Origin of the sequence: Pseudomonas sp. Pse35 (assembly GCF_024519715.1) — a bacterium.
In the GTDB taxonomy this organism is placed as follows: domain Bacteria; phylum Pseudomonadota; class Gammaproteobacteria; order Pseudomonadales; family Pseudomonadaceae; genus Aquipseudomonas; species Aquipseudomonas paracarnis.
Genome location: NZ_JALJRP010000033.1, coordinates 22,028 through 47,940, shown reverse-complemented (window position 1 = coordinate 47,940; position 25,913 = coordinate 22,028). Strand labels below are relative to the sequence as shown.

Below are 25,913 nucleotides of genomic sequence, written 5' to 3'. Positions count from 1 at the left end.
AAAACAAATGTGGGAGCTGGCTTGCCTGCGATGGCGGTGGATCAGTCACTGAATATCTCAAGTGACACACCGCCATCGCGGGCAAGCCCGCTCCCACATTTTTTATTCCAGCTTCAGTCTTGTGGAGTTTGCTCTGCCAATGCCACGGCACGGAACATCGCACGACGCTTGTTCAGGGTTTCTTCCCATTCAAGGGCCGGCACCGAGTCCGCCACAATCCCGCCGCCAGCCTGCACATGAAGTTCGCCATCCTTGATCACGGCCGTGCGGATCGCAATGGCGGTGTCCATATTGCCGTTCCAGGCAAAATACCCGACGGCGCCGCCGTAGACGCCACGCTTGACCGGCTCCAGTTCGTCGATGATTTCCATCGCACGGATCTTCGGCGCCCCCGACAATGTGCCCGCCGGCAAAATCGCCCGCAGTGCGTCCATCGCCGTCAACCCGGCCTTCAGCTCGCCGGTGACGTTGGACACGATATGCATCACATTGGAATACCGCTCAATGACCATCTTCTCGGTCAGTTTCACCGAGCCGATTTCCGAGACACGCCCGGTGTCGTTGCGCCCCAGGTCGATCAGCATCAGGTGTTCGGCGATTTCCTTGTCGTCGCTGAGCAGGTCTTCTTCCAGCGCCACGTCGGCTTCTTCGGTCGCGCCACGGGGGCGCGTGCCGGCAATCGGGCGCACGGTGATCAGGTTGTCTTCAACCCGCACCAGCACTTCCGGCGAACTGCCGACGACGTGGAAGTCGCCAAAATTGAAGAAGTACATATATGGCGTCGGGTTGAAGCAACGCAGTGCGCGGTACAGATCAATCGGCGCCGCCTTGAAGTCGATGGACATGCGTTGCGACGGCACTACTTGCATGCAGTCACCGGCGAGGATGTATTCCTTGATGGTATCGACGGCGCGCTCGTAGTCATCCTGGGTAAAGCTTGAGCGGAACACCGGGTCGGCCGCAGGTGGGCGGCTGAGGTCCAGGCCGCGACGCGGGGTGATCGGCTGGCGGAGTTTCTCAAGCAGCGCTTCCAGGTTGGCCTGGCCTTGCTCGAAGGCATCAGCCTGGGCAGGGTCGGCAAGGACAATCGCATGCATCTTGCCGGCGAGGTTGTCGAACACCACCACCGCGTCGGACACCATCAGCAAAATGTCCGGCACGCCCAGCGGGTCCGGGTTCGGGCATTTGCCCAAGCGCTTCTCCACATAGCGCACGCAGTCATAGCCGAAGTACCCCACCAGGCCGCCATTGAAGCGCGGCAGGCCAGCGATGGTCGGCACGTTGTAGCGCGCCTTGAAGGTTTCGACAAAAGCCAGCGGATCTTCTACGTCATGGCTTTCGATCTCCACACCATCATGGGTGATGCTCACATGATGGTCGTGTACCCGCAGCACCGTGCGGCATGGCAAGCCAATGATCGAGTAACGCCCCCACTTCTCACCGCCCTGTACCGACTCGAGCAGGTAGGAGTTGGGCTCGTCGGCCAGCTTCAAGTAGATCGACAGCGGCGTATCGAAGTCGGCCAGGGTTTCGCAAGCCATGGGGATACGGTTATAGCCGGCAGCGGCCAAACGCAGGAATTCTTCGCGGGTCATGAGGTGCCTCGTGGTGTGAGGGTCAAACAGTCAGGTAGGCAAACGTGCCGCAAACGCGGCCAGGATCAGTCAGGCGCGCCAACGCCAGCGGGCCAGGGCCTTGATGACTTTCATCCAGAGTTTGCGAGTGACCACCACGATGGAATTTCCAGAAGGGGACGAATCAATGTCGGGCAACGTTATCTCAGCGCCAGCGCCCAAGCAACCGGGGATTAGCAGTCGCAGGTCATCAATGACCAACGCTGGAGACTCCTCCGCAATCGGCCGGCCATGGTTGTAACCATAACTCAAGGCCACACACTGCACGCCCGCCGCCTTGGCCGCCAGCACATCACTGCGTGAATCGCCGACAAACAGCGACTGAGATGCCGGAATATTGGCCATTTTCATTACGAAAAACAGCGCCGCAGGGTCGGGTTTTTTCTGCGGCAAGGTATCGCCGCCGATGATCCAGCGGAAGTAGCGACCGATTTTCATCTGGTCCAACAACGGCGCAACGAAGCGCTCCGGCTTGTTGGTGATCAGGGCCATTTCCACGCCCTGCTTGTTCAACCACTTGAGGGTGTCGCGCACACCGGGGTAAACCACGGTCAGTTCGTGGCTGCTTTCATAAGCGGCATTGAACAGTTCCAAGGCATGTTCTGCCTCGACCTCATCCACACCCGTGGCATCGATGTCGTTGGCCAGGGCCCGGCGCACCAACATCGGTGCGCCATTGCCAACCCATTCGCGCACCGACTCGATCCCTGCCGGCTTGCGCCCCAGCTTGAGCAGCATCTGGTCCACCGCGGCCGCCAGGTCGGGCACCGAGTCGATCAAGGTACCGTCCAGATCGAACATCACCAGCCGTGGCAATTTGCCGGGGAACAACTGCTCAAAACCGCTCATGGACGCGCCAGCGCCAGTTCGGCACGCATCTTGTCGATGACGGCCTGGTAGTCCGGGGCGTTGAAGATCGCCGAGCCGGCCACGAAGGTATCGGCACCCGCTGCGGCGATCTCACGGATATTGTTGACGTTGACCCCGCCGTCGATCTCCAGGCGAATGTCACGCCCCGACGCATCGATCAGCGCACGGGCCTCACGCAGCTTGTTCAAGGTGCCAGGGATGAACTTCTGCCCGCCGAAGCCTGGGTTGACGCTCATCAGCAAGACCATGTCGACCTTGTCCATCACGTACTCAAGCACGCTCAGCGGAGTGGCCGGGTTGAATACCAGGCCCGCCTTGCAGCCGCCTTCGCGGATCAGTTGCAAAGTGCGGTCAACGTGCAACGTAGCTTCCGGGTGGAAGGTGATGTAAGTCGCACCCGCCTCGATGAAGTCACCGACGATACGGTCCACCGGGCTGACCATCAAGTGCGCATCAATCGGCGCAGTGATGCCGTACTTGCGCAACGCGGCGCACACCATCGGGCCGATGGTCAGGTTGGGTACGTAGTGGTTGTCCATGACATCGAAGTGCACGAAGTCGGCACCGGCGGCCAACACCTTGTCCACTTCCTCACCCAGGCGGGCGAAGTCGGCAGAGAGAATCGATGGAGCAATGACGAAGGGCTGCATGACGCACCTTTTTTGAGCTAAATCACGATGGCGCGCATTGTATACCTCATGCTTTGCTGCGCGCACCGTGACCTATCTCAACGGTTAGTAAGCTGCCCGGTAGATTTTTTCGATATCGGCGGCGCTGAGCTTGCGCGGGTTGTTACGCATCAAGCGTTCAATGCCTGCAGCTTCGCTGGCCATGGCCGGGATGGCGTCCTCGGGCACGCCGAAACTGCGCAGGCCGGACGGGATCTCCACCGCCCCACACAGCCGCGTCATCGCCGCTACAGCCTGGTCAGCAGCATCATTCACACTCAGCCCGGCGATATTGACGCCCATGGCTTGGGCGATGTCCTGCATACGCTCGACGCAGGCCAATTTGTTCCAGTGCATGACATACGGCAGCAACAGCGCATTACTGACGCCATGGGCAATATTAAAGCGCCCACCCAACGGGTACGCCAGCGCATGCACGGCACCGACGCCCGCGTTGCCAAAGGCCATGCCGGCCATCAGGCTGGCGGTGGCCATGTCGTCACGGGCCTGCAGGTTCGCCGGATTGGCGTAAGCCTTGGGCAACGCGCTGGCAATCAGCTTGATCGCACCGATGGCCAGGGCGTCGGTAATCGGCGAGGCATTCAGCGACAGGTAGGACTCGATGGCGTGCACCAAGGCGTCCACGCCACTGGCGGCCGTGACACCGCGTGGGCAGGTCAAGGTCATTTGCGGGCTGATCAGCGCGACATCCGGCAGCAAGTAATCGCTGACGATGCCTTTTTTCAGCTGTGCAGCCTTGTCGGACAGTATCGCCACATTGGTCACCTCCGAGCCGGTACCGGCCGTGGTGGGGATGGCGATCAACGGCGGGCCTTTGCGCGGCACCTGATCGACGCCAAACAAGTCCGCCAGCGCGCCGTGATAACCGGCATAGGCCGCCACGCTCTTGGCGATGTCGATGGCACTGCCGCCGCCCACACCGATCAGGCCGTCATGCCCCCCTTCGCGGTACGCACGCATGCAGTCTTCGACGATGGCAATTTCCGGATCGGGCAGCACGCGGTCGAAGATTTCGTAGGCTCGGTCACCCAGATGCTCCAAGGCCAGCGCCACGGTACCGGACTGGACCAGCGCGGCGTCGGTGACGATCAACGGATTATCCACATCCAGGCGCGTGAGTTCGGCAGCCAGTTGTTCGATGGCACCTGCACCGGTCAGCAGTTTGTGGGCGATCTTGAATGAGGAAGTACTCATGTGCGCGGCCTCTTATGAATGATGGGCTGGCACAAGAATAGCCGCACCTGGCGTGTTGTCTGCCATTCACTGGTTGAATGGTCGCGCCGCGCCCATCAAGGCAGCCAACAAACCGCCGATAGCTTGTTGGTAACGAGAACCACGCCTCATACCCCTGACAAATACCGACCAACCCATTAGGCTGCTGGAATCACTTCTGGCCGGGAATCAACGATGCTTTTTCTTCACCGTTCGGCACTGCCAGCACTGTGCCTGTCACTCCTGTTTACCAGTGTCTTGCCTGTTCAGGCCGAGGATGCGCCCTCGCCTGCCGTCGAAAAACCGGCTGAACGCCAGGCCTTGCCCGAGCGTAGCCAGCAAGAAGCCAGTGCGCTCGAACGGCAGGTGCCGCAGCAGGAGCAACAGCAATTGCAAGCTGGTAGCGATTCGTTCCTGGCGCTATGGAAACCCGCCAACAGCGCCGAAGCCGAGGGTGTGGTGATTCTCATACCAGGTGCTGGGGAGAACGCGGACTGGCCGCAAGCAATCGCGCCTCTGCGGCGCAAGTTGCCGGACGCAGCCTGGGGCACCCTCAGTCTGTCATTGCCTGACGTCAGTGTGGACACCCTGCCGCCACGGCTCATCGAACCGCCGAAAGCGGCGGTCGATACCAGCAGCAAGGAAGGCAGCACCGCAGCCAAGCCGGTCGAACAAGCCGCCAGTGCCGAGGCCGAGGGCACAGACCCGGCGGTGGTGCCGGGGGCGGATGAACAGGACAAGACCGACGCCAAGCGCATCTTCGACCGTATCGACGCCGCCGTCGCCTTCGCCCAGACCCAAAGCGCCCGCAGCGTGGTGTTGCTCGGCCATGGCACCGGGGCCTGGTGGGCGGCACGCTACCTCAGCGAGAAACAACCCTCCCAGGTGCAGAGGTTGGTGATGGTGGCCGGCAAGACGCCCGCAGCTCGCCAACCGGACCTGCAGCAACTGGCGCCGGCCTTGAAGGTACCCACGGCGGACGTGTTCTATCAAGAAGGCGCCCTGGAACGCAAAAACGCCCAGGAACGACTCCAGGCGGCCAAGCGCTCGAAGAATGACACCTATAAACAGGTATCGCTCACGGCGTTGCCCGGTAATAGCGCGGCGGAGCAAGAGCAGTTGTACCGCAGGGTTCGCGGGTGGTTGAGCCCGCAGGGCGGCGCAGACTGACACTCCGCTATAGGGGGCAACATCGCTTTCTGTAGGAGCGAGCTCGCTCGCGAAAAACGTCAACGATAATGCGTGCTTCCTGAATAAATGCGGCGCCTGGGAGTTTTTCGCGAGCAAGCTCGCTCCTACAATTAGGGCTTGCCACTGCCACATAGAGTTGAGTGGCGATAGCCTCAGCGAAAATCGCGCCGCTCACGAATCAACGCATAGGCGTTATGCAATTCACGGGTTCGTTCAGTCGCCTCCCGTACTTGCGCGGGGCTGGCACCCGTGCCGGCGATCTTGTCCGGATGGTGACGGCTGAGCAGGCGGCGGTAGGCGCGCTTGATCACCGAAGGCTCAGTGGTTGCCGTCACCCCCAGGATACGCAACGCCTCCTGATAGGCCCCCCCACGATTGGCCACTGGCTTGCGCTCCGGCGCGTAATCGGTCGCCAATGCCTGCAGCTGCTGCGGCGTCCAGCCCAGCCACTTACCCCACTGGTCGATCAGGTCGCGCTCGGCAGCATCCGCCCGGCCGTCCGCCCACGCCATGCGCCAACAGGCGCGCAGCACGCCTTCCGCCGCATGGGGCTGCGTCTTGAGCACCCGCAGGTAACTGCGTACACGGTCACTGCCGGACTTGCCACGGTTGAAGGCGCTGATCGCGCGGCGCTGGGCCGGCTCACTCATGTCCAGTGCGCGCATTTCCTGGCGCGCTTGCTGGATATGCCCATCGACAACCCGGCCATTACTCTTGGCCAGGCGTCCCAGCAGCACGAACAACAGCTCGTCGTTGCGCAAGGCCGGACGCCCACCCAGGCGCTCACGTAACTGCGCCCAACTGTGCAATTGCAAGCGACGATCCAAGGCCTGCCCCAGCAATGCCCCCAACAAAGCCCCCGGAATACTGGCAATGGCAAAGCCAGCCCCGGCGCCGATCAGCGTCCCTGGCCACAACATCCTAGCGTCCCTTTGTCAGCAAGGTTTCGACCTGCGCCAGTCGCTCCAGCGTCCCCACATCCACCCAGCGTCCTGCCATGTGCTCCCCCGTTACCAGACCTTTGGCGATGGCCTCGCGCAACACCGGGGCCAACTTGAAGGCACCGGCGCTGCAACCCGCGAACAACTTGGGGTCGAGCACTGAAATGCCACTGAAGGTCAGGTTATCGGCACCGGGCGCGGCATCATGAAGCACACCGTGATCCAGGTAGAAATCCCCGCCCGACGGGTGGTGCGCAGGGTTGTCGACCATCACCAAGTGCGCCAGGCCCCGGATCGGCTGCTTGAGCTGGGTGAAATCGTAGTCAGTCCAGATATCGCCATTGACCACCAGAAACGGTTCGTCGCCCAGCAGCGGCAATGCCTGGAATATGCCGCCCCCCGTTTCCAGCGGTTCTCCCTCCGGGGAGTAGCGGATGCGCAGACCGAACTGGGCACCGTCGCCCAAGTAGCTTTCGATCTGCTCGCCGAGCCAGGCGTGGTTGATCACGATCTCGGTAAAGCCGGCCTTCGCCAAGGCTTCAAGGTGATACTCGATCAGCCGCTTGCCGCCGGCTTGCACGAGCGGCTTGGGCGTATGCAGGGTGAGCGGGCGCATGCGCTCGCCCTTGCCCGCCGCCAGGATCATCGCCTTCATACGCTGGCCTCAGCAGGTTCGCGCAGGCTGGCGAGCAATTCGCCCAGGTCACTCAACTCAGGTCGGTCGGCCAGCACCGCTTCTATATAAGCAAAGAAACGCGGCACGTCGGCCAGGTAGCGTGGCTTGCCGTCGCGGTGGCAGATACGCGAAAAAATGCCGATAACCTTGAGGTGACGCTGCACGCCCATCAGGTCGCTGGCACGCAGGAACTCTTCAAAGTCGTCCTGTACGGGAATCCCCAACTGCCCGGCGCGCTGCCAATAGCCGCGCTGCCATTCACGCACGCGGGCCTGGGGCCAACTGAGGAAGGCGTCCTTGAACAGGCAGGTGATGTCGTAGGTCACTGGGCCGTAGACCGCGTCCTGAAAGTCCAGCACGCCGGGGCTCGGCTCACTGATCATCAGGTTGCGCGGCATGTAGTCGCGGTGTACCAGCACCTTGGGCTGGGCCAGGGCGCTGTCGATCAACTGCTGGCTGGCACGTTGCCAGAGGGCTTGTTGCTCAGGGTCGAGGTCGATGCCCAGGTGACGACGCACGTACCATTCCGGGAACAGTTCCAGCTCGCGACGCAATAAGGCCACGTCATAGCTGGGCAACGGCGCATCCATCGGCAATTGCTGAAAAGCCAGCAGCGCGTCGATGGCATCGGCAAATAATTGATCGGCATTTTCACCGTCAATCACGTCCAGATAGGTTTTTCTGCCCAGGTCATTGAGCAAAAGAAAGCCACGGGGCAAATCTTCTGCATAAATTTTTGGCACATTTATTCCCGATTTCGCGAGCAAATGCGCAATATCGACGAAAGGTTTGCAGTTTTCCTGGGGGGGTGGCGCGTCCATGACGACGAACGTATGGGCACCGCCCTCCCATCGAAAATAACGCCTGAAACTCGCGTCGCTGCTGGCCGCGGTCAATGTGGCCGGGGGCACGGGGCCCCAGTCCTGAGCGTTGAAGAGGATCGGCAACTGCTCATCCAGCCAGACTTCCAGCTGTTGTAAACGTAGATCTTGCTCGGGCATTACAAGGGTCTCCGACGGCGCTAGCCGTCAAGCGGGGCATGCTTTATTATCACGCATCTTTTTCAGACCATCGAGAGGCGTGCGGCCCAAACCGCGGGCAGATGGCACGCAGGAAGCCCGGACTAATAAGATGGCATTGAAATCCCCCGCGTTTCGTAGAAAATTTCCGTTGCTGGTAACCGGCAGTCTGCTGGCCTTGCAACCTTTCGCCACCTCATTCGTGGTCGCCGCGGAACAGTATGACTGCTCAGTCTCTGCTTCGGGTGCCTGGGATTGCGCGCCGAAGACCGCCGCCGCCCCATTGCCACCGCGCCCGGTGCATGACGGTGCTGCCGTCAGCTCGGCCAACAGCACGCCGCAAGGCAAAGCTGGCGGCAGCGTCGACGCCGAACCCAAGACCATGCTGGTCACCGAAGCCAAGGGCCGTGGCCTGCGTTCGCGCAGTGCCGACTACAGCCACCTTGACTGGGTACCTCGCGACAAGCTGACCGCAGCACAGCTGGCCGAAACCGGCCCTTACTGCGGCGGCGCCTACATCGAGCCGACTCGTCCTGGCATGAACGACAAGACGAACAAGAGCGATGCGCCGACCTTCATCGGCGCCAAGGCTTCTCGTTACGAGCAGGAGCAGCAGGTCGCTACCCTGGCCGGTGACGTGGTCATGCGCCAGGGCAGCATGCAACTGGAGTCGGACGAAGCCAGCCTGTACCAGGCGGAGAACCGTGGCGAACTGAATGGCAAGGTGCGCCTGCGCGATAACGGCGCCCTGATCGTGGGTGACCATGCCCAGGTCCAGCTCGACACCGGTGCCGCCCAGATCGACAATGCCGAATACGTGATGCACAAGTCACGCATCCGCGGTAACGCGCTGTACGCCAAGCGTGCAGAAAACGCGATCATCCGTCTCAAGGACGGTACGTACACCACCTGCGAGCCGGACAGCAACGCCTGGCAGCTCAAGGGCAACAACATCACGTTGAACCCGGCCACCGGTTTCGGTACGGCGACCAACGCGACGTTGCGGGTCAAGAACATCCCGATCCTGTACACCCCGTACATCTACTTCCCGATCGATGACCGTCGTCAATCCGGCTTCCTGCCGCCGAGCTTCAGCACCGGCAGTGAGACTGGCTTTACATTGGTAACGCCGTACTACTTCAACCTGGCACCGAACTACGATGCCACGTTGTACCCGCAGTACATGACCAAGCGCGGCTTGTTGATGGAGGGCGAATTCCGCTATCTGACCAAGTCGAGTGAAGGGCAGTTTGGTGGGGCGTATCTCAATGATGATAGCGACGAGCGGAAGAAGCAGACTGATTACGAAAAGACCCGCTATATGCTCAATTGGCAGCATAAAGGTGGGCTGGATTCGCGTCTGACGACCCAGGTCGATTACACCAAGATCAGTGATCCGTTCTACTTCCAGGATTTGAAGTCGTACCAGGAAGGCGTAGAGAGCCAGGACTTCCTGAACCAGCAAGGCTCGGTTACCTACCGCGGTGATAGCTATCAAGCTCGGGTGAACCTGCAGTCCTATCAACTGGCAACGATTTCCCAGATTACTCCGTATGACCGCTTGCCGCAGATCACCTTTAATGGTCAGCTGCCGTATCATCCGGGGGGGCTCAACTTCTCCTACGAGACAGAAGCCGTAAGATTCGATCGGGACCTCAGAAACGGAAATGTGGTCAATGAAGACGGCGGGCCGTTCAACTCCGATGGCACTATCGGTGAACGGCGCCTGGATAACTACGTAAGCGGCCTGACCCGTGCGAACGGTACACGCCTAAACGTAGCACCCGCTGTAGAGTACCCAATGAACTGGAGCTATGGCTTTATTACGCCGAAGCTCAAATACGTCTACACCAAATATGACCTTGACCTGGATAGCAAAGGCAAGAATGACATTATCGCCGCGCAACTGGCCGCAGCTCAGCCTGGGGCCGCTCCTTACGCCGGCGGCGTATTCAAAAGCTCACAAGACCGTGCAGTCCCGATTGCCAGCATCGACAGCGGCCTCTACTTTGACCGCACGACCAATTGGTTCGGCAAGGATTACAACCAGACGCTTGAGCCTCGCGCCTACTATCTTTATGTGCCGAATAAAGATCAAAGCGATATTCCGGTCTTCGACACGGGTGAGTACTCGTTCAGCTACTCCTCCCTGTTCCGCGATAATCGTTTCAGCGGTTCGGATAGAATCGGTGATGAGAACAAGCTATCCCTTGGCGTAACCAGCCGTTGGATCGAAGAAAACGGCTTTGAACGCCAGCGAGTTTCCGTCGGTCAGGCGCTGTATTTCAAGGATCGCGAAGTTCAACTGCCGGGTGTATTGGCTGCTGACCGCGACGATGCACGCTCCGACGTTTCGCCTATCGCTTTGGAATACGCTTTCCGCTTCAACCGCGATTGGCGCGCCACGGCCGACTACAACTGGGACACCGAAAGCCATGCCCCACGCTCCGGTAGTGCGATGTTCCACTATCAGCCAGAAGACAACCCGAACAAGGTCGTCAACCTCGGCTATCGCTACCGCAATGACCAAGTGGTCTACAACCAACTGACCGGCAAATGGCAGTTCGGTGGGGACTACGGCACGCCAGGTCAAGAGAACTACGTGAAGGATTACTACAAAATCCAGCAACACGACTTCTCGATGATGTGGCCGATCATTCCGCAGTGGAATTTGATCACTCGCTGGCAGTATGACTATGCACGCAACCGCACCCTGGAAGCCTTCGGTGGTTTCGAGTACGACAACTGCTGCTGGAAACTGCGCGTCATCAACCGCTACTGGGTTTCCAACGACGAGTACAGCCAGATCGCCCCGCTCAACGAAAAGGGTGACCACGGGCTCTTCTTCCAGATCGTCCTCAAAGGACTCGGCGGCCTGACCGGCGCCAAGGTAGAGAGCTTCCTCGACAAAGGCATTGAAGGTTATCGTGAACGTGAAGACAAAGCTTTCTGAGTGTTTGCGCCCGCTAGTGCTGGGCGCGCTGTTCCTGGGTACTGTTTCGGCACACGCCGCAGTTCAACAGCTGGATAAAGTAGCGGCCATCGTCGACAACGACGTGATCATGCAGAGCCAGCTGGACCAGCGGGTCAAGGAAGTTCAGCAGACCATCGCCAAACGTGGCGGTGGGGTGCCACCGACCAGCGTCCTGGAATCTCAGGTACTGGAACGCCTGATCGTCGAAAACCTGCAACTGCAGATTGGCGAACGTTCCGGCATCCGTATTTCGGACGAAGAACTGAACCAGGCTGTTGGCACCATTGCTCAACGCAACAACATGAGCATTGATCAGTTCCGCGCCGCCCTGGCCCACGATGGCCTGTCCTATGAGGACGCCCGTGACCAGATCAAGCGTGAAATGATCATCAGCCGTGTGCGCCAGCGCCGTGTGGCCGAACGGGTTCAGGTGTCCGAGCAGGAAGTGAAGAACTTCCTGGCTTCGGACCTGGGCAAGATGCAGCTCTCCGAAGAGTTGCACTTGGCCAATATCCTGATTCCAACCCCGGACGGAGCCAACTCGGAGCAGCTCAATGCCGCTGCCGCTAAAACCCAGGCGATCTACGAGCGCCTGAAAGCGGGTGCAGATTTTGCCCAAATGGCCATTGCTCAGTCCGGCAGCGATAACGCCCTCGAAGGCGGTGATATGGGCTGGCGTAAAGCCGCTCAATTGCCACCTCCGTTTGATCGCGAATTGAGCGCCATGGAAGTCGGCGGCATTACCCAGCCAGCCCGCACCCCGGGTGGTTTTATCATCCTCAAGCTGCTGGAACGTCGCGGCGGCGAAACCTCGTTGAAAGACGAAGTTCATGTTCGTCACATCCTGGTCAAACCGAGCGAAATCCGCACCGAAGCACAAACCAAGGAACTGGCCCAGAAGATCTATGACCGCATTGAAAGCGGTGAAGACTTCGCCACCCTGGCTAAAAGCTTCTCGGAAGACCCGGGCTCTGCCCTTAACGGCGGCGACCTGAACTGGATCGACCCGAGGGCACTGGTGCCCGAGTTCCAGCAGGTCATGGCCGACACGCCACAAGGTGTATTGTCCAAGCCGTTCAAGACCCAATACGGTTGGCATGTCCTGGAAGTCCTTGGCCGTCGCGCCACGGACAACACCACCCAGGCCCGCGAGCAACAAGCCCTGACCGTGTTGCGTAACCGCAAATACGACGAAGAGCTGCAAACCTGGCTGCGTCAGATCCGTGACGAAGCGTATGTAGAGAACAAGCTGCCAGGCGCCGAGCAAACAGGCACCGACCAGGCAACCCAGTGAAACCCCAGCGTTTCGCAGTGACACCCGGCGAGCCGGCCGGCATTGGTCCAGACCTGTGCCTGCTGCTCGCCTCGCAACCCCAGCCACACCCCCTGATTGCCATTACCAGCCGCGACCTGCTCCTTGAGCGGGCCGCGCAGCTGGGTGTGGCCGTCAACCTGCTGGAGGTGGCGCCGGGCAACTGGCCCGACCTGGCGGCCCCCGCTGGCAGCCTGTATGTGTGGGACACCCCGCTGCAGGCCAAGGTGGTGGCCGGGCAGTTGAACACGGCCAACGCGGCATTCGTGCTGCAGACGTTGACCCGTGCGGGCCAGGGCTGCATCGACGGCGACTTTGCCGGCATGATCACCGCACCGGTGCACAAAGGCGTGATCAACGAATCCGGCATCGCCTTTTCCGGCCATACCGAATTCCTCGCGGAACTGACCCATACCGCTCAAGTGGTGATGATGCTCGCCACCCGCGGCCTGCGTGTGGCGCTGGTGACCACCCACTTGCCGCTGCGTGAAATCGCCGATGCCATCACTGCCGAGCGCGTGGAGCGTGTCACGCGCATCCTGCACAGCGACCTGCAACACAAATTCGGCATTGCCCAACCGCGCATCCTGGTCTGCGGGCTCAACCCCCACGCCGGTGAAGGCGGCCACTTGGGCCATGAAGAAATCGACATCATTGAACCAACACTAGAGCGCCTGCGCCAAGAAGGCATGGACCTACGCGGCCCATTGCCTGCAGACACTCTGTTCACCCCCAAATATCTGGAGCACTGCGATGCAGTGCTGGCGATGTACCACGACCAGGGGCTGCCCGTGCTGAAATACAAAGGCTTCGGCGCCGCAGTCAACGTGACACTGGGCCTGCCGATCATCCGCACCTCCGTCGACCATGGCACGGCCCTGGACCTCGCAGGCAGCGGCAAGATCGATACCGGCAGCCTGCACGTGGCCCTGGAAACCGCCTATCAGATGGCCGAGACCCGTATATGACTGAGCATTACCAACACCGGGCGCGCAAGCGTTTCGGGCAGAACTTCCTGCACGACGCTGGCGTGATCGATCGCATCCTGCGCTCAATCCACGCCAAGCCAGAAGACCGCCTGCTGGAAATCGGCCCGGGCCAGGGCGCGCTGACCCAGGGCCTGCTGGCCAGCGGCGGGCAACTGGACGTCGTGGAACTGGACAAGGACCTGATCCCGATCCTCAACCAGCAGTTCGCCGGCAAAGCCAACTTCAACCTGCACCAGGGCGACGCGCTGAAGTTCGACTTCAACAGCCTTGGCGCTGCGCCCAACAGCCTGCGGGTGGTGGGTAACCTGCCGTACAACATTTCCACGCCGCTGATTTTCCACCTGCTGAACAACGCCGGAATCATCCGCGACATGCACTTCATGCTGCAAAAGGAAGTGGTGGAGCGCCTGGCCGCAGGCCCTGGCGGTGGTGATTGGGGTCGTTTGTCGATCATGGTCCAGTATCACTGCCGCGTGGAGCACCTGTTCAACGTCGGTCCGGGCGCGTTCAACCCGCCGCCGAAGGTCGATTCGGCCATCGTACGCCTGGTGCCGCATGCCGTGCTGCCGCACCCGGCCAAGGACCACAAACTGCTGGAACGAGTGGTGCGGGAAGCGTTCAACCAGCGCCGCAAGACCTTGCGTAACACCCTCAAGGCCCTGCTGAGCAATGCCGAGATCGAAGCTGCCGGCGTTGATGGAAGCCTGCGCCCCGAGCAACTGGACCTGGCCGCGTTCGTACGCCTGGCCGACCAACTTGCCATCCAACCTGCATCCGTAGTGGAATAGGCCGTAAGAACTCGATGCAATCCAATGTGGGAGCGGGCTTGCTCGCGAATGCGCAGTACCAGTCACCAAATGTGTAACTGATGCACTGCCTTCGCGAGCAAGCCCGCTCTCACATTTGCTCCGCGTTATACCGATAACGCTTGCCGGCTGCCCGACACATGTCTGGCCTAGCGCCCTCCTCTTGGCCTAGACTGACCCGCATCTGCTGTCCTTCGCTTTTAAGGCCTCTTGCATGTCCGACCCTCGCTATCAGATAGACGTCAGCGTCGTCACCCGCTTCCTGGCGGACCAGTCGCAACCCGAACATAACCGCTTCGCCTTTGCCTACACCATTACAGTGAAGAACAACGGGCTGGTGCCGGCCAAGCTGCTGTCGCGCCACTGGGTCATCACCGATGGCGACGGCCAGGTCGAGGAAGTGCGCGGGGCAGGCGTTGTCGGCCAGCAACCGTTGATCGACAGCGGCGCCAGCCACACTTATAGCAGCGGCACGGTGATGACCTCCAAGGTCGGCACCATGCAAGGCTCGTATCAAATGAAGGCCACTGACGGCCAACTGTTCGATGCAATCATCAAGCCCTTCCGCCTGGCCGTGCCAGGAGCCCTGCACTGATGGCGACGTATGCTGTCGGCGACCTGCAAGGCTGCCTGGACCCTCTCAAGCGCCTGCTGGATCGCGTAGCCTTCGACCCCGCAAATGATCGCTTGTGGTTGGTGGGCGACCTAGTCAACCGCGGCCCCCAGTCCCTGGAAACCCTGCGCTACCTCTATAGCCTGCGTGATTCTTTGGTATGCGTGCTGGGCAACCATGACCTGCACTTGCTTGCGGCCGGCAACAACATCGAGCGCCTCAAAAAAGGTGACACCCTGCGGGAAATCCTCGAAGCCCCGGACCGCGCTCAACTGCTCGACTGGCTGCGCCGGCAAAAACTCATGCACTACGACGAGGACCGCAACATGGCCTTGGTGCATGCCGGTATCCCGCCGCAGTGGACGCTGAAAAAAGCCCTCAAGTGCGCCGCCGAAGTTGAAAGTGCATTGGCCGATGACAACCTGTACACCGCTTACCTCGACGGCATGTATGGCAACGACCCGGTGAAGTGGGACAACGAGCTCACCGGCGTCGCCCGCCTGCGAGTGATCACCAACTATTTCACACGCATGCGCTTCTGCACGGCCGAAGGCAAACTGGACCTCAAGAGCAAGGAAGGTGCCGACAGCGCCCTCCCCGGCTATAAGCCCTGGTTCGCCTACAAGGAACGCAAGACCCGTGACACGAAGATCATCTTTGGTCATTGGGCCGCGCTGGAAGGCAAGTGCGATGAGCCCGGCGTGTTCGCCCTCGACACCGGTTGCGTGTGGGGCGGCGCCATGACCCTGATGAACATCGACACCGGCGAGCGCCACGACTGCCAGTGCGAATCCCCCCTTTCCATTACCCAGCCGGCCGCCACCAAGCCATAGGAGCCCGCCATGACCGAATTCAAACGTATCCCCCCCGAACAAGCCCAGGCCCTGCGCGAGCAAGGTGCTGTAGTCGTCGACATCCGCGACCAGCCTACTTACGCCGCCGCCCACATCAGCGGCGCGCAGCATCTGGACAACGTCAACATCGCCGACTTCATACGCGCCGCCGACCTCGATGCGCCGTTGATCGTCGCCTGCTACCACGGCAATTCCAGCCAGAGCGCAGCCGCGTACTTGATCAGCCAGGGTTTCTCTGACGTCTATAGCCTGGACGGCGGGTTTGAGCTGTGGCGTACGACCTATCCTGCGGAAATTTCTTCAGGCGATTCGCAATAATTTTTTTCACACCCCGCTACCCCGCGTGACGCTTGGGCTTGCGCCGTTTCTGACGAACGGCGCAGCCAAACTAATTGCGCATCGCGCCTTGACCTCCCGGATTCCGAACTATCCTTAAGCGCAGGCCATCCGAATCAGGGGAGAGCCGGTACACCGGCGTACGGGTCATCGGTAACGTTTCAGGGTGTTCTGGGGGGAAAACAGCCATTGGCGTGCGCCAATGACTGCCAGCATCGACTGATTGATCCGGCGTCGGCTCCACGTATCGAGCGAGGTGACGACGTCATGAGTATCTTTAGCCACTTCCAACAACGCTTCGCGTCCACACAGCAGGAAGAACTCACGCTTCAGGAGTATCTCGAGCTGTGCAAGCAGGACCGCAGCACCTACGCCTCTGCCGCCGAACGCTTGCTACTGGCGATTGGCGAGCCAGAACTGGTGGAAACCGCCAATAATTCGCGCCTGTCGCGGATATTTTCCAACAAGGTGATCCGCCGCTATCCGGCCTTTGAAGACTTCCATGGGATGGAAGAATGCATCGACCAGATCGTTTCCTACTTCCGCCATGCCGCCCAAGGCCTGGAAGAGAAGAAGCAGATCCTCTATCTGCTGGGCCCGGTCGGCGGCGGCAAGTCGTCCCTGGCGGAAAAACTCAAGCAATTGATCGAAAAGGTGCCCTTCTATGCGATCAAGGGCTCGCCCGTCTTCGAGTCCCCCTTGGGCCTGTTCAACGCCACGGAAGATGGCGCGATCCTCGAGGAAGACTTCGGTATCCCGCGGCGCTACCTCAACACCATCATGTCGCCCTGGGCCACCAAGCGCCTGGCCGAGTTCGGCGGTGATATCAGCCAGTTCCGCGTGGTGAAACTCTACCCGTCGATCCTCAACCAGATCGGCGTGGCCAAGACCGAACCGGGCGATGAAAACAACCAGGACATTTCTGCGCTGGTGGGCAAAGTCGATATCCGCAAGCTGGAAGAATTCCCGCAGAACGACGCCGATGCCTACAGCTATTCGGGCGCACTGTGCCGGGCCAACCAGGGCCTGATGGAATTCGTGGAGATGTTCAAGGCACCGATCAAGGTGCTGCACCCACTGCTCACCGCTACCCAGGAAGGTAACTACAACAGTACCGAAGGCCTTGGGGCGATTCCGTTTACCGGGATCCTGCTGGCTCACTCCAACGAATCGGAATGGCATACCTTCCGCAACAACAAGAACAACGAAGCCTTCATCGACCGGATCTATATCGTCAAGGTGCCGTACTGCCTGCGGGTCAGCGACGAAATCAAAATCTACGACAAACTGCTGTTCAACAGCTCCCTGGCCAAGGCCCATTGCGCGCCCGACACTCTGAAGATGCTTGCCCAGTTCACCGTGCTGTCGCGCCTCAAGGAGCCGGAGAACTCGAACATCTACTCAAAAATGCGGGTGTATGACGGCGAGAACCTCAAGGACACCGATCCCAAGGCCAAGTCGATCCAGGAATACCGTGACACGGCGGGTGTAGACGAAGGCATGAACGGTCTGTCGACGCGCTTTGCGTTCAAGATCCTGTCCAAGGTTTTCAACTTCGACCCCCACGAGATTGCCGCCAACCCGGTGCACTTGCTCTACGTGCTGGAACAGCAGATTGAACAAGAGCAGTTCCAGGCCGAAACCCGTGAGCGCTACCTGCGCTTCCTCAAGGAATACCTGGCGCCGCGCTACATCGAGTTCATCGGCAAGGAAATCCAGACCGCCTATCTGGAGTCCTACAGCGAATACGGCCAGAACATCTTCGACCGCTACGTGCTGTACGCAGATTTCTGGATCCAGGATCAGGAATACCGCGACCCGGAAACCGGCGAAATCCTCAATCGCGTGGCCCTCAACGAAGAGCTGGAAAAAATCGAGAAACCCGCCGGCATCAGCAATCCGAAGGATTTCCGCAACGAAATCGTCAACTTCGTACTGCGCGCCCGTGCCAACAACAACGGCAAGAACCCCACTTGGCTCAGCTACGAGAAGCTGCGGGTGGTCATTGAGAAGAAAATGTTTTCCAACACCGAGGACCTGCTGCCCGTCATCAGCTTCAACGCCAAGGCCAGCAAGGAGGATCAGCAAAAACACAACGACTTCGTCACACGCATGGTCGAGCGAGGCTACACCGACAAACAGGTACGACTGCTCTCCGAGTGGTACCTGCGGGTTCGCAAATCGCAGTAAGGCAGCGGCAAGCGCGCACTGCCAGGCATCCGGCCTGGCAGTTGACCGCTTGTCTCTAAGCTTCCAGCCCGCGGCTTGAAGCTTGTAACGTGAAGCTGCCCGGAGGGCTCCCCATGAGCTATGTGATCGACCGACGCCTCAATGGCAAGAACAAGAGCACGGTAAACCGTCAGCGTTTCCTGCGGCGTTACCGTGACCACATCAAAAAGGCGGTAGAAGAGGCCGTCAGCCGCCGCTCCATCACCGATATGGAGCATGGCGAACAAATCAGCATTCCCGGACGGGACATCGACGAACCGGTGCTTCACCATGGCCGCGGCGGCAAACAGACCGTGGTGCACCCCGGCAACAAGGAATTCACCACCGGCGAACATATCCAGCGCCCACAGGGCGGTGGCGGCGGCAAAGGTCCGGGCAAAGCCGGCAACTCTGGCGAAGGCATGGATGAATTCGTATTCCAGATCACTCAGGAAGAATTCCTCGAATTCATGTTCGAAGACCTCGAACTGCCCAACCTGGTCAAACGCAACCTGACCGGCACCGATACCTTCAAGACCGTACGCGCAGGGATCAGCAACGAGGGCAACCCGTCGCGCATCAACATCATCCGCACCCTGCGCTCAGCCCATGCACGGCGTATCGCCCTGTCCGGCAGCAGCCGCGCCAAACTCAAGCAGGCCAAGGAAGAGTTGGCACGCTTGAAGCGCGAAGAACCGGACAACTTCGGCGATATCCAGGAAATAGAGGCGGAAATCGAAAAACTCAGCGCGCGCATCCACCGCGTGCCGTTCCTCGATACCTTTGACTTGAAATACAACCTGCTGGTCAAGCAACCCAACCCCAGCTCCAAGGCTGTGATGTTTTGCCTGATGGACGTTTCCGGCTCCATGACCCAGGCCACCAAGGACATCGCCAAGCGCTTCTTTATCCTGCTGTACCTGTTCCTGAAACGGAACTACGACAAGATTGACGTAGTGTTCATCCGCCATCACACCAGCGCGCGAGAGGTGGACGAAGAGGAGTTTTTCTACTCGCGGGAAACCGGCGGGACCATTGTTTCCAGCGCACTGAAGCTGATGCAGGAGATCATGGCCGAGCGCTACCCCGCCAACGATTGGAACATCTACGCCGCCCAAGCTTCCGACGGCGATAACTGGAACGACGACTCCCCAATCTGCCGGGACATTTTAATCAACCAGATCATGCCGTTCGTGCAGTACTACACTTACGTCGAAATCACCCCCCGTGAGCACCAGGCCCTGTGGTTCGAATACGAGCGCATCGGCGAAGCCTTTGCCGACACGTTCGCCCAGCAGCAACTGGTCTCGGCCGGCGATATCTACCCGGTCTTCCGTGAACTCTTCCAGCGCAGGTTAGTGACATGACCGCCAAAAAAGAGAACAAGCGCCAACCCATTTCCACTGGCTCCGAGTGGACCTTCGAACTGATCCAGGCCTATGACCGGGAAATCAGCCGTATCGCGGCGGGTTATGCCCTGGACACTTATCCCAACCAGATAGAAGTCATCACCGCTGAACAGATGATGGATGCCTATGCCTCGGTGGGCATGCCCTTGGGCTATCACCATTGGTCCTACGGGAAACACTTCCTCAGTACCGAGAAGTCCTACACACGCGGCCAGATGGGCCTGGCCTACGAGATCGTGATCAACTCCGACCCGTGCATCGCGTACCTGATGGAAGAAAACACCATCTGCATGCAGGCGCTGGTAGTAGCCCATGCCTGCTATGGGCATAACAGTTTCTTCAAGGGCAACTACCTGTTTCGAACCTGGACCGATGCCAGTTCGATCATTGATTACTTGGTGTTCGCCAAGCAATACATCATGCAGTGCGAGGAGCGCCACGGTATCGATGCGGTAGAAGACCTGTTGGACTCCTGCCATGCGCTGATGAATTACGGCGTTGACCGCTATAAACGCCCCTATCCGATTTCCGCAGAAGAGGAGCGCCTGCGCCAGAAGGAACGCGAGGAGCACCTGCAGAAACAGATCAACGACCTGTGGCGCACCATCCCCAAGCGCGCCGACAAGAACAGCGACAAAGACAATGCACGCTTCCCCGCCGAACCTCAGGAAAACATCCTGTATTTCCTGGAAAAACACGCACCGCTGCTGGAGCCCTGGCAGCGTGAAATCGTGCGGATCGTACGCAAGATCGCGCAATATTTTTATCCACAGCGCCAAACCCAGGTGATGAACGAGGGCTGGGCGACCTTCTGGCATTACACCCTGATGAACGACCTGTACGACGAGGGCCTGGTCACTGACGGCTTTATGATGGAGTTCCTCACGTCCCATACCAGCGTGGTCTTCCAGCCAGGCTTCGACAGCCCGTATTACAACGGCATCAACCCCTATGCACTGGGTTTTGCCATGTACCGCGATATCCGCCGCATGTGCGAGCACCCCACCGAGGAAGACCGCCGCTGGTTCCCGGAAATCGCCGGCAGCGACTGGCTATCGACCATCAAGTTCGCCATGAGCAGCTTCAAGGATGAGAGTTTCATCCTGCAGTACCTGTCGCCCCAGGTGATCCGCGACCTCAAGCTGTTCAGTATCCTGGACGACGACCTCAAGGACGACCTGGTAGTACCTGCCATCCACGACGAACCCGGCTACCGCATCATTCGCGAAACCCTGGCCGCGCAATACAACCTCGGTAACCGCGAACCTAACGTGCAGATCTACAGCATCGATGTGCGTGGCGACCGTTCGCTGACCTTGCGTCACCAGCAGCACGACCGCAAACCCTTGGGCGAATCCACTGAGGAAGTGCTCAAGCATCTGCATCGGCTCTGGGGCTTTGATATTCATCTGGAAACCCTGCAGGGCGACCAAGTGATGAAAACCCATCATGTGCCACCGCGCAGCGATCATAACGACAACGACTACGGCCGCCTCGACATGGCCGTCGTTCATCTCTGAAACAGCAAAGCCTCCATTGGCCAAGCTCAGGCGTTATCCTGTGCCGCTAATGGAGGCTTTTTCATGAAAATCTACAAAGTCGGCGGCGCCGTGCGTGATCGCCTACTGGGCATCAAGGTCACCGATATAGACCGCGTCGTCGTTGGCGCGACGGCCGAAGAGATGCTCGCCAAGGGTTATAAACCGGTGGGCGCCGATTTCCCGGTATTTCTCGACCCGAAGAACGGTGACGAATACGCCCTTGCTCGCACCGAACGCAAGAATGGCCGGGGTTACGGCGGCTTTATATTCCATGCGAGCCCCGACGTTACGCTGGAAGAAGACCTGATTCGGCGTGACCTGACCATCAATGCCATGGCGGAGGACGACGAGGGTAACCTGACCGATCCTTATCAGGGCCAACGCGACCTTGAAGCGCGTATTTTACGGCATGTTTCCCCCGCGTTCGCCGAAGATCCACTCCGTGTATTGCGCGTTGCGCGTTTCGCCGCGCGCTATGCGCCTCTTGGCTTCACAGTCGCCCCTGAGACCCTGGAGTTAATGCGCCAACTCAGTGAGTCCGGCGAGTTGGAGGCCCTTACCCCCGAGCGCAGTTGGAAGGAAATCTCACGGGCGCTGATGGAAGATCAACCCCAGGTATTTATCCAAGTACTGCGTGACTGCGACGCGCTGAAAACCTTGATGCCGGAGGTGGATGCGCTGTTCGGCGTGCCGCAGCCCGCAGCTCACCACCCGGAAATTGACACCGGCGTGCACACCTTGAGCGTGCTGGAACAAGCTGCCCTGCACAAGCAACCGCTGAGCGTGCGCTGGGCCTGCCTGCTGCACGACCTGGGCAAGGGCCTGACACCTGTGGATAAGTTGCCGCAGCACATTGCCCACGAACATCGCGGCTTGAAGCTGATCAAAGCGGTGAACGAGCGTTTCAAGGTGCCGAGGGATTGCCAGGAGTTGGCCTTGCTGGTGGGGCAATATCATACTCACGGGCATCGAGCGCTTGAACTCAAGGCCTCGACATTGCTGGAGTTGCTGCAAAGCTTCGACGTGTACCGTCGGCCGCAACGCTTTGAGGAGTTCGTGGTGGCCTGCGAAATGGACGCTCGTGGCCGCAAGGGTTTTGAACAGCGCAGTTATCCACAGGCCGATTATTTGCGCGGAGCGGCAAAGGCTGCACGCGAAGTGCCGGTCGCGCCGCTGCTAGAAAAGGGTTTCAAAGGCTCCGAGCTGGGCGAGGCGCTCAAGCGCGAACGGTTAAGCGCATTGAAAGCCTACAAGGAAAACCCCTCTCCTTAGGCGATGGCCGTTGTGGCGAGGGAGCTTGCTCCCGCGGGACCGGGCTGGCGCTCCAGTGCGAAGCGCTCCCAAGATAATGGGGCTGCTGCGCAGCCCAGCGGGAGCAAGCTCCCTCGCCACAACAAGCTCGGCTCCTACAAAAGAGCTTGTGGCGTGAGTGGTTGACCCTGCCACTCGAACGCCACAGGTGCCAATACCTGATCAATCTGCGCGTCTCGCCATAACTCGGCCATTGTCTTGCCCGCCTCAGGGTGCATACGGTCCGGCGCCATCATCGACAGCGGCCACAACACAAAGGCGTTTTTCAGGATTTCGGCTCGCGGCAAGATCAAGCCATCGAAATTGCCCACCAGATCGCCATACAACAACACATCGATATCCAGCGGCAGGCCTTTGCGGTCTGGCGCGTAGCGGCCATTGTCAGCCTCGATGGATTTCAAGCGACGATCCAACTCCATCAACGGCAGGTCGGTATAAGCCGACACCACCAGATTGAAAAACGGCCCACTTTTGATCCCCACCGGCTGGCTTTCGAACACCGCCGAACAGCGCATATCCGTCAAGAAACCCGCCAAAGCATCCAAGCCGGCACATAGACGAGCCTCGCGGTCGATATTGCTGCCAAGCCCGAGGTAAACCTGAGTCAACGACATCCGCGCTCGATCTCCACGCCCACACCCTTGGCAGCCGGTACCGCGCCGGGCTTGGTCAACTTGAGGTGCAGCCAGGGAATCTGGAACTCACTCATCAGCACTTCGGCCAGACGCTCGGCAAAGGTTTCCACCAGTTGGTACTGGGACTGCTCGGCAAAGGCCTGGATACGCGCAGACACCCTGGCGTAATCCAGTGCCAGGGTCAGGTCGTCACCTGCCGCAGCTGGGCGATTATCCCAGGCGAAGCTCAGGTCCAGGCGCAGGCATTGCCGGATTCCGCGCTCCCAGTCGTAAGCCCCGATCACGGTGTCGACTTCCAGGCCTTCGATAAACACTCTGTCCAAGCACTTTTCTCCGCAGCACGACAAGGGCGCGATGCCCCGTTAGAATCAGGGCGTCCTCGCCCGGAATAGTTAGCATGTTTTGGTCACTGGCGATTTTCGCCTACCTGCTCGGCTCGCTGTCCTTCGCCATTTTGCTCAGCCGCCTGACGGGAAATCCCGACCCGCGAATGAGTGGCTCAGGCAATGCCGGCGCCACCAACATGTTGCGCCTGGCCGGCAAGAAACTCGCCGTCCTGACCTTGCTGGGCGACGTTTGCAAGGGCCTGCTGCCCGTGCTGATCGCCAGCCTCGTCGGCCTTGGCTTGCAGCAGCAAGCCTGGGTGGGCCTATGTGCCGTCCTGGGCCACCTGTTCCCGTTGTACTTCCGCTTTCGCGGCGGCAAGGGCGTCGCCACGGCGGCCGGCATGCTGCTGGGCATTTACCCCCCTGCGGCGTTACTGGCCATGCTCGCCTGGCTGCTGACGTTCTACCTGACCCGCACCAGCTCGCTGGCCGCGCTGATTGCCACGCCGCTGACCCTGCCGCTGCTGGCCTGGCAGGAACCAGAAGCGCTGCTACCGATGAGCGTGCTGACACTGCTGATCGTCTGGCGCCACCGCGGCAATCTACGCGACCTGTTTGCCGGGCGCGAACGGCATTTTTAAATATACCGCCTGGACCCGGTGCCCTTGAACCTTACAACGGCGGCAATTGTTCCATCGGCCAGCGCGCCTGCACGCTGATCGCCAGGCTTTCGTGCTGCCCGGCCTGCAAGCGCTGGCAACCGGCATAGGCGATCATTGCGCCGTTGTCAGTGCAGAACTCAGGGCGTGCGTAGAACACATTGCCATTCATGTCGCCGAGCATTTTTTCCAGGGAACTGCGCAACGCCTTGTTGGCGCTGACGCCGCCTGCGATCACCAGCCGCTTCATGCCCGCCTGTTTCAGGGCGCGCTTGCACTTGATGGTCAAAGTCTCCACCACAGCCTGCTGGAACGCCAGCGCGATGTCGCAACGGGCTTGCTGGCCGTCGTCCCCGGCGCTGACGCTCTGCTGCCAGGTGTTCAAGGCAGAGGTTTTCAAGCCGCTGAAACTGAACATCAAGCCAGGGCGATCACACATCGGCCGCGGGAAGGTGTAGCGACCGGCAACGCCGTTCTCGGCAAGGCGGGCGATTTCCGGACCACCCGGATAATTAAGTCCCATCATCTTCGCGGTTTTGTCGAACGCTTCACCGGCGGCATCGTCCAGCGACTCGCCCAACAGTGTGTATTGGCCGATCCCGTCCACCTGAACCAGCTGCGTATGCCCCCCCGACACCAACAAAGCGACGAACGGGAACTCCGGCGGTGTTTTTTCCAGCATGGGCGCCAATAAATGGCCTTCCATATGGTGCACACCAAGGGCAGGAATGCCCCAGGCAAACGCCAACGCCTGGGCGCAAGAGGCCCCAACCAGCAGGGCTCCGACCAATCCGGGGCCGGCGGTGTAAGCGATGGCATCGATCTCGGTTGCCACACAGCCGGCTTCATCCAGCACCTGGCGGATCAGCGGCAGCATGCGCTTGACGTGATCGCGGCTGGCAAGCTCCGGCACCACGCCGCCATAGGCGCGATGCAGGTCGATCTGACTGAACAGTGCATCGGCCAAAAGCCCGCGTTCACTGTCGTATAGTGCGACTCCGGTTTCGTCGCAGGAGGTTTCAAGTCCCAGTACTAGCATGGGTTTGCGCCTTGTAGAGGCTGAATTCGAAGGCGCGCATAATAGTCGCCACTCCCCCTCCCGACTAGCGGTTTTCGATCAGAGGCTTTGCATTCCGGGCAATGAGGGGTTAACATCCGCAACCCTTAAAAACCGACGACCTCAGCCGCGAATTTTTTGCGACGAGAACGTTGATTCCCGGTAATGAAAGAAGGTAGCTCTGGATGCCAGCCGTCAAAGTAAAAGAGAACGAACCCTTCGACGTAGCTCTGCGTCGTTTCAAGCGCTCCTGCGAAAAAGCCGGTGTTCTGGCTGAAGTTCGTAGCCGCGAATTTTATGAGAAGCCAACTTCTGAGCGTAAGCGCAAAGCAGCAGCCGCTGTTAAGCGTCACGCTAAGAAAGTTCAGCGCGAACAGCGCCGCGCCGTTCGTCTGTACTAATACACAGACGTTCGTAGCAAGCTTCTGCCAAGCCCGGCCCTCAGCCGGGCTGTTGGCATTTGCGGATATCGCTTGATGCTTCACCGTCGACGCCGCACATGCGACCGAGACACTGCTTCACACGTCAGGGCTGGCTCTTTTGCCAGCGGTGCACGTCTCTTCTGACGAGCCTAACAAGGCTACTGACGAGCACACCTATTCTTCAAACAGACGATCAACCGTGTCGGCTGTGCCCATCGATGCGTTTCCG

At 59.8% G+C, this 25,913-nt stretch carries 24 protein-coding genes; 14 read left to right on the top strand and 10 right to left on the bottom strand.

The genetic code is table 11. The annotated features are described in order from the left end of the window. Positions 1-113: 113 nt before the first annotated feature. The 4 genes from trpE to OC445_RS22330 form a co-directional block, all read right to left on the bottom strand. A complete protein-coding gene (trpE, locus tag OC445_RS22345) occupies positions 114-1,595 on the bottom strand; it encodes an anthranilate synthase component I (RefSeq protein ID WP_034128814.1) in 1,482 nt (493 codons plus the stop codon). A 69-nt stretch (positions 1,596-1,664) separates the two neighbouring features. Beyond that, entirely contained in the window at positions 1,665-2,483 is an 819-nt protein-coding gene (locus tag OC445_RS22340; protein ID WP_262020362.1) for a phosphoglycolate phosphatase, read from the bottom strand. Beyond that, a complete protein-coding gene (gene rpe / locus OC445_RS22335; RefSeq protein ID WP_003194703.1) occupies positions 2,480-3,154 on the bottom strand; it encodes a ribulose-phosphate 3-epimerase in 675 nt (224 codons plus the stop codon). The genes OC445_RS22340 and rpe overlap by 4 nt, the downstream gene beginning before the upstream one ends. Positions 3,155-3,238: 84 nt before the next feature. Then, the gene (locus OC445_RS22330) at positions 3,239-4,387 is read right to left on the bottom strand and encodes an iron-containing alcohol dehydrogenase (protein ID WP_198791607.1); all 1,149 of its coding nucleotides are present in this window, start codon (positions 4,385-4,387) and stop codon (positions 3,239-3,241) included. A gap of 213 nt (positions 4,388-4,600) precedes the next feature. On the opposite strand from OC445_RS22330, the gene OC445_RS22325 reads away from it, so the two are divergent. Further along, complete coding sequence (locus tag OC445_RS22325) at positions 4,601-5,575, top strand: alpha/beta hydrolase family protein (protein WP_197880477.1); 975 nt, start codon at positions 4,601-4,603, stop codon at positions 5,573-5,575. 173 nt (positions 5,576-5,748) lie between these two features. On the opposite strand, the gene OC445_RS22320 is transcribed toward OC445_RS22325, so the two are convergent. Genes OC445_RS22320 through OC445_RS22310 form a run of 3 tightly spaced genes read right to left on the bottom strand, consistent with a single transcriptional unit; the run spans position 5,749 to position 8,214 of the window. Continuing rightward, on the bottom strand, positions 5,749-6,516 hold the full coding sequence (locus OC445_RS22320; RefSeq protein ID WP_054920689.1) for a TerB family tellurite resistance protein: 768 nt from the start codon (positions 6,514-6,516) through the stop codon (positions 5,749-5,751). 1 nt (position 6,517) lies between these two features. Next, entirely contained in the window at positions 6,518-7,192 is a 675-nt protein-coding gene (gene murU, locus OC445_RS22315; protein ID WP_054920691.1) for an N-acetylmuramate alpha-1-phosphate uridylyltransferase MurU, read from the bottom strand. Continuing rightward, positions 7,189-8,214, bottom strand: coding sequence for an aminoglycoside phosphotransferase family protein (locus OC445_RS22310; RefSeq protein WP_072445544.1), 1,026 nt, complete (start codon positions 8,212-8,214; stop codon positions 7,189-7,191). The genes murU and OC445_RS22310 overlap by 4 nt, the downstream gene beginning before the upstream one ends. Before the next feature lie 130 nt (positions 8,215-8,344). Here OC445_RS22310 and OC445_RS22305 point away from each other — a divergent pair, with 130 nt between their 5' ends. The 11 genes from OC445_RS22305 (at position 8,345) to OC445_RS22255 (ending at position 22,546) form a co-directional block, all read left to right on the top strand. Next, positions 8,345-11,185, top strand: a complete 2,841-nt coding sequence (locus OC445_RS22305; RefSeq protein ID WP_054896799.1) for an LPS-assembly protein LptD — start codon at positions 8,345-8,347, stop codon at positions 11,183-11,185. After that, positions 11,166-12,500, top strand: a complete 1,335-nt coding sequence (locus tag OC445_RS22300; RefSeq protein ID WP_136624693.1) for a peptidylprolyl isomerase — start codon at positions 11,166-11,168, stop codon at positions 12,498-12,500. The genes OC445_RS22305 and OC445_RS22300 overlap by 20 nt, the downstream gene beginning before the upstream one ends. Further along, entirely contained in the window at positions 12,497-13,486 is a 990-nt protein-coding gene (gene pdxA, locus OC445_RS22295; protein ID WP_054896797.1) for a 4-hydroxythreonine-4-phosphate dehydrogenase PdxA, read from the top strand. The genes OC445_RS22300 and pdxA overlap by 4 nt, the downstream gene beginning before the upstream one ends. Beyond that, positions 13,483-14,295, top strand: a complete 813-nt coding sequence (gene rsmA, locus OC445_RS22290) for a 16S rRNA (adenine(1518)-N(6)/adenine(1519)-N(6))-dimethyltransferase RsmA (protein ID WP_034128823.1) — start codon at positions 13,483-13,485, stop codon at positions 14,293-14,295. Before pdxA ends, rsmA begins: the two co-directional genes overlap by 4 nt. A gap of 232 nt (positions 14,296-14,527) precedes the next feature. Continuing rightward, positions 14,528-14,908, top strand: coding sequence for a Co2+/Mg2+ efflux protein ApaG (gene apaG / locus OC445_RS22285; protein WP_003194726.1), 381 nt, complete (start codon positions 14,528-14,530; stop codon positions 14,906-14,908). Next, positions 14,908-15,759: a symmetrical bis(5'-nucleosyl)-tetraphosphatase gene (locus OC445_RS22280; protein WP_034128824.1), complete on the top strand. Its 852-nt coding sequence runs from the start codon at positions 14,908-14,910 to the stop codon at positions 15,757-15,759. The genes apaG and OC445_RS22280 overlap by 1 nt, the downstream gene beginning before the upstream one ends. A 9-nt stretch (positions 15,760-15,768) precedes the next feature. Continuing rightward, positions 15,769-16,098, top strand: coding sequence for a thiosulfate sulfurtransferase GlpE (glpE, locus tag OC445_RS22275; protein ID WP_034128825.1), 330 nt, complete (start codon positions 15,769-15,771; stop codon positions 16,096-16,098). 285 nt (positions 16,099-16,383) lie between these two features. Beyond that, complete coding sequence (locus OC445_RS22270; protein ID WP_003194732.1) at positions 16,384-18,306, top strand: PrkA family serine protein kinase; 1,923 nt, start codon at positions 16,384-16,386, stop codon at positions 18,304-18,306. Positions 18,307-18,419: 113 nt separating this feature from the next. Beyond that, the gene (locus tag OC445_RS22265) at positions 18,420-19,691 is read left to right on the top strand and encodes a YeaH/YhbH family protein (protein WP_034116083.1); all 1,272 of its coding nucleotides are present in this window, start codon (positions 18,420-18,422) and stop codon (positions 19,689-19,691) included. Then, positions 19,688-21,253 (top strand): SpoVR family protein, encoded by a 1,566-nt coding sequence (locus tag OC445_RS22260; RefSeq protein WP_003194736.1) that lies wholly within the window; start codon positions 19,688-19,690, stop codon positions 21,251-21,253. Before OC445_RS22265 ends, OC445_RS22260 begins: the two co-directional genes overlap by 4 nt. 63 nt (positions 21,254-21,316) lie before the next feature. Further along, positions 21,317-22,546 carry a multifunctional CCA addition/repair protein gene (locus OC445_RS22255; RefSeq protein ID WP_198791606.1) on the top strand — a complete coding sequence of 410 codons (1,230 nt, stop codon included), beginning with the start codon at positions 21,317-21,319 and terminating at the stop codon, positions 22,544-22,546. A 134-nt stretch (positions 22,547-22,680) separates the two neighbouring features. Here OC445_RS22255 and folK read toward each other — a convergent pair whose 3' ends face one another. Continuing rightward, entirely contained in the window at positions 22,681-23,199 is a 519-nt protein-coding gene (gene folK, locus OC445_RS22250) for a 2-amino-4-hydroxy-6-hydroxymethyldihydropteridine diphosphokinase (RefSeq protein ID WP_034128829.1), read from the bottom strand. Further along, on the bottom strand, positions 23,190-23,543 hold the full coding sequence (gene folB / locus OC445_RS22245; RefSeq protein WP_032895029.1) for a dihydroneopterin aldolase: 354 nt from the start codon (positions 23,541-23,543) through the stop codon (positions 23,190-23,192). Before folB ends, folK begins: the two co-directional genes overlap by 10 nt. A gap of 74 nt (positions 23,544-23,617) precedes the next feature. Between folB and plsY the strand changes: the two genes are divergently transcribed. Further along, entirely contained in the window at positions 23,618-24,187 is a 570-nt protein-coding gene (gene plsY / locus OC445_RS22240; RefSeq protein WP_198791605.1) for a glycerol-3-phosphate 1-O-acyltransferase PlsY, read from the top strand. 31 nt (positions 24,188-24,218) lie between these two features. Here the strand turns inward: plsY and tsaD are convergent, their stop codons facing one another. After that, positions 24,219-25,244 (bottom strand): tRNA (adenosine(37)-N6)-threonylcarbamoyltransferase complex transferase subunit TsaD, encoded by a 1,026-nt coding sequence (gene tsaD, locus OC445_RS22235; RefSeq protein ID WP_003194748.1) that lies wholly within the window; start codon positions 25,242-25,244, stop codon positions 24,219-24,221. Between the two features lie 203 nt (positions 25,245-25,447). Between tsaD and rpsU the strand changes: the two genes are divergently transcribed. Further along, on the top strand, positions 25,448-25,663 hold the full coding sequence (gene rpsU / locus OC445_RS22230; protein ID WP_002551877.1) for a 30S ribosomal protein S21: 216 nt from the start codon (positions 25,448-25,450) through the stop codon (positions 25,661-25,663). Positions 25,664-25,913: the final 250 nt, after the last annotated feature.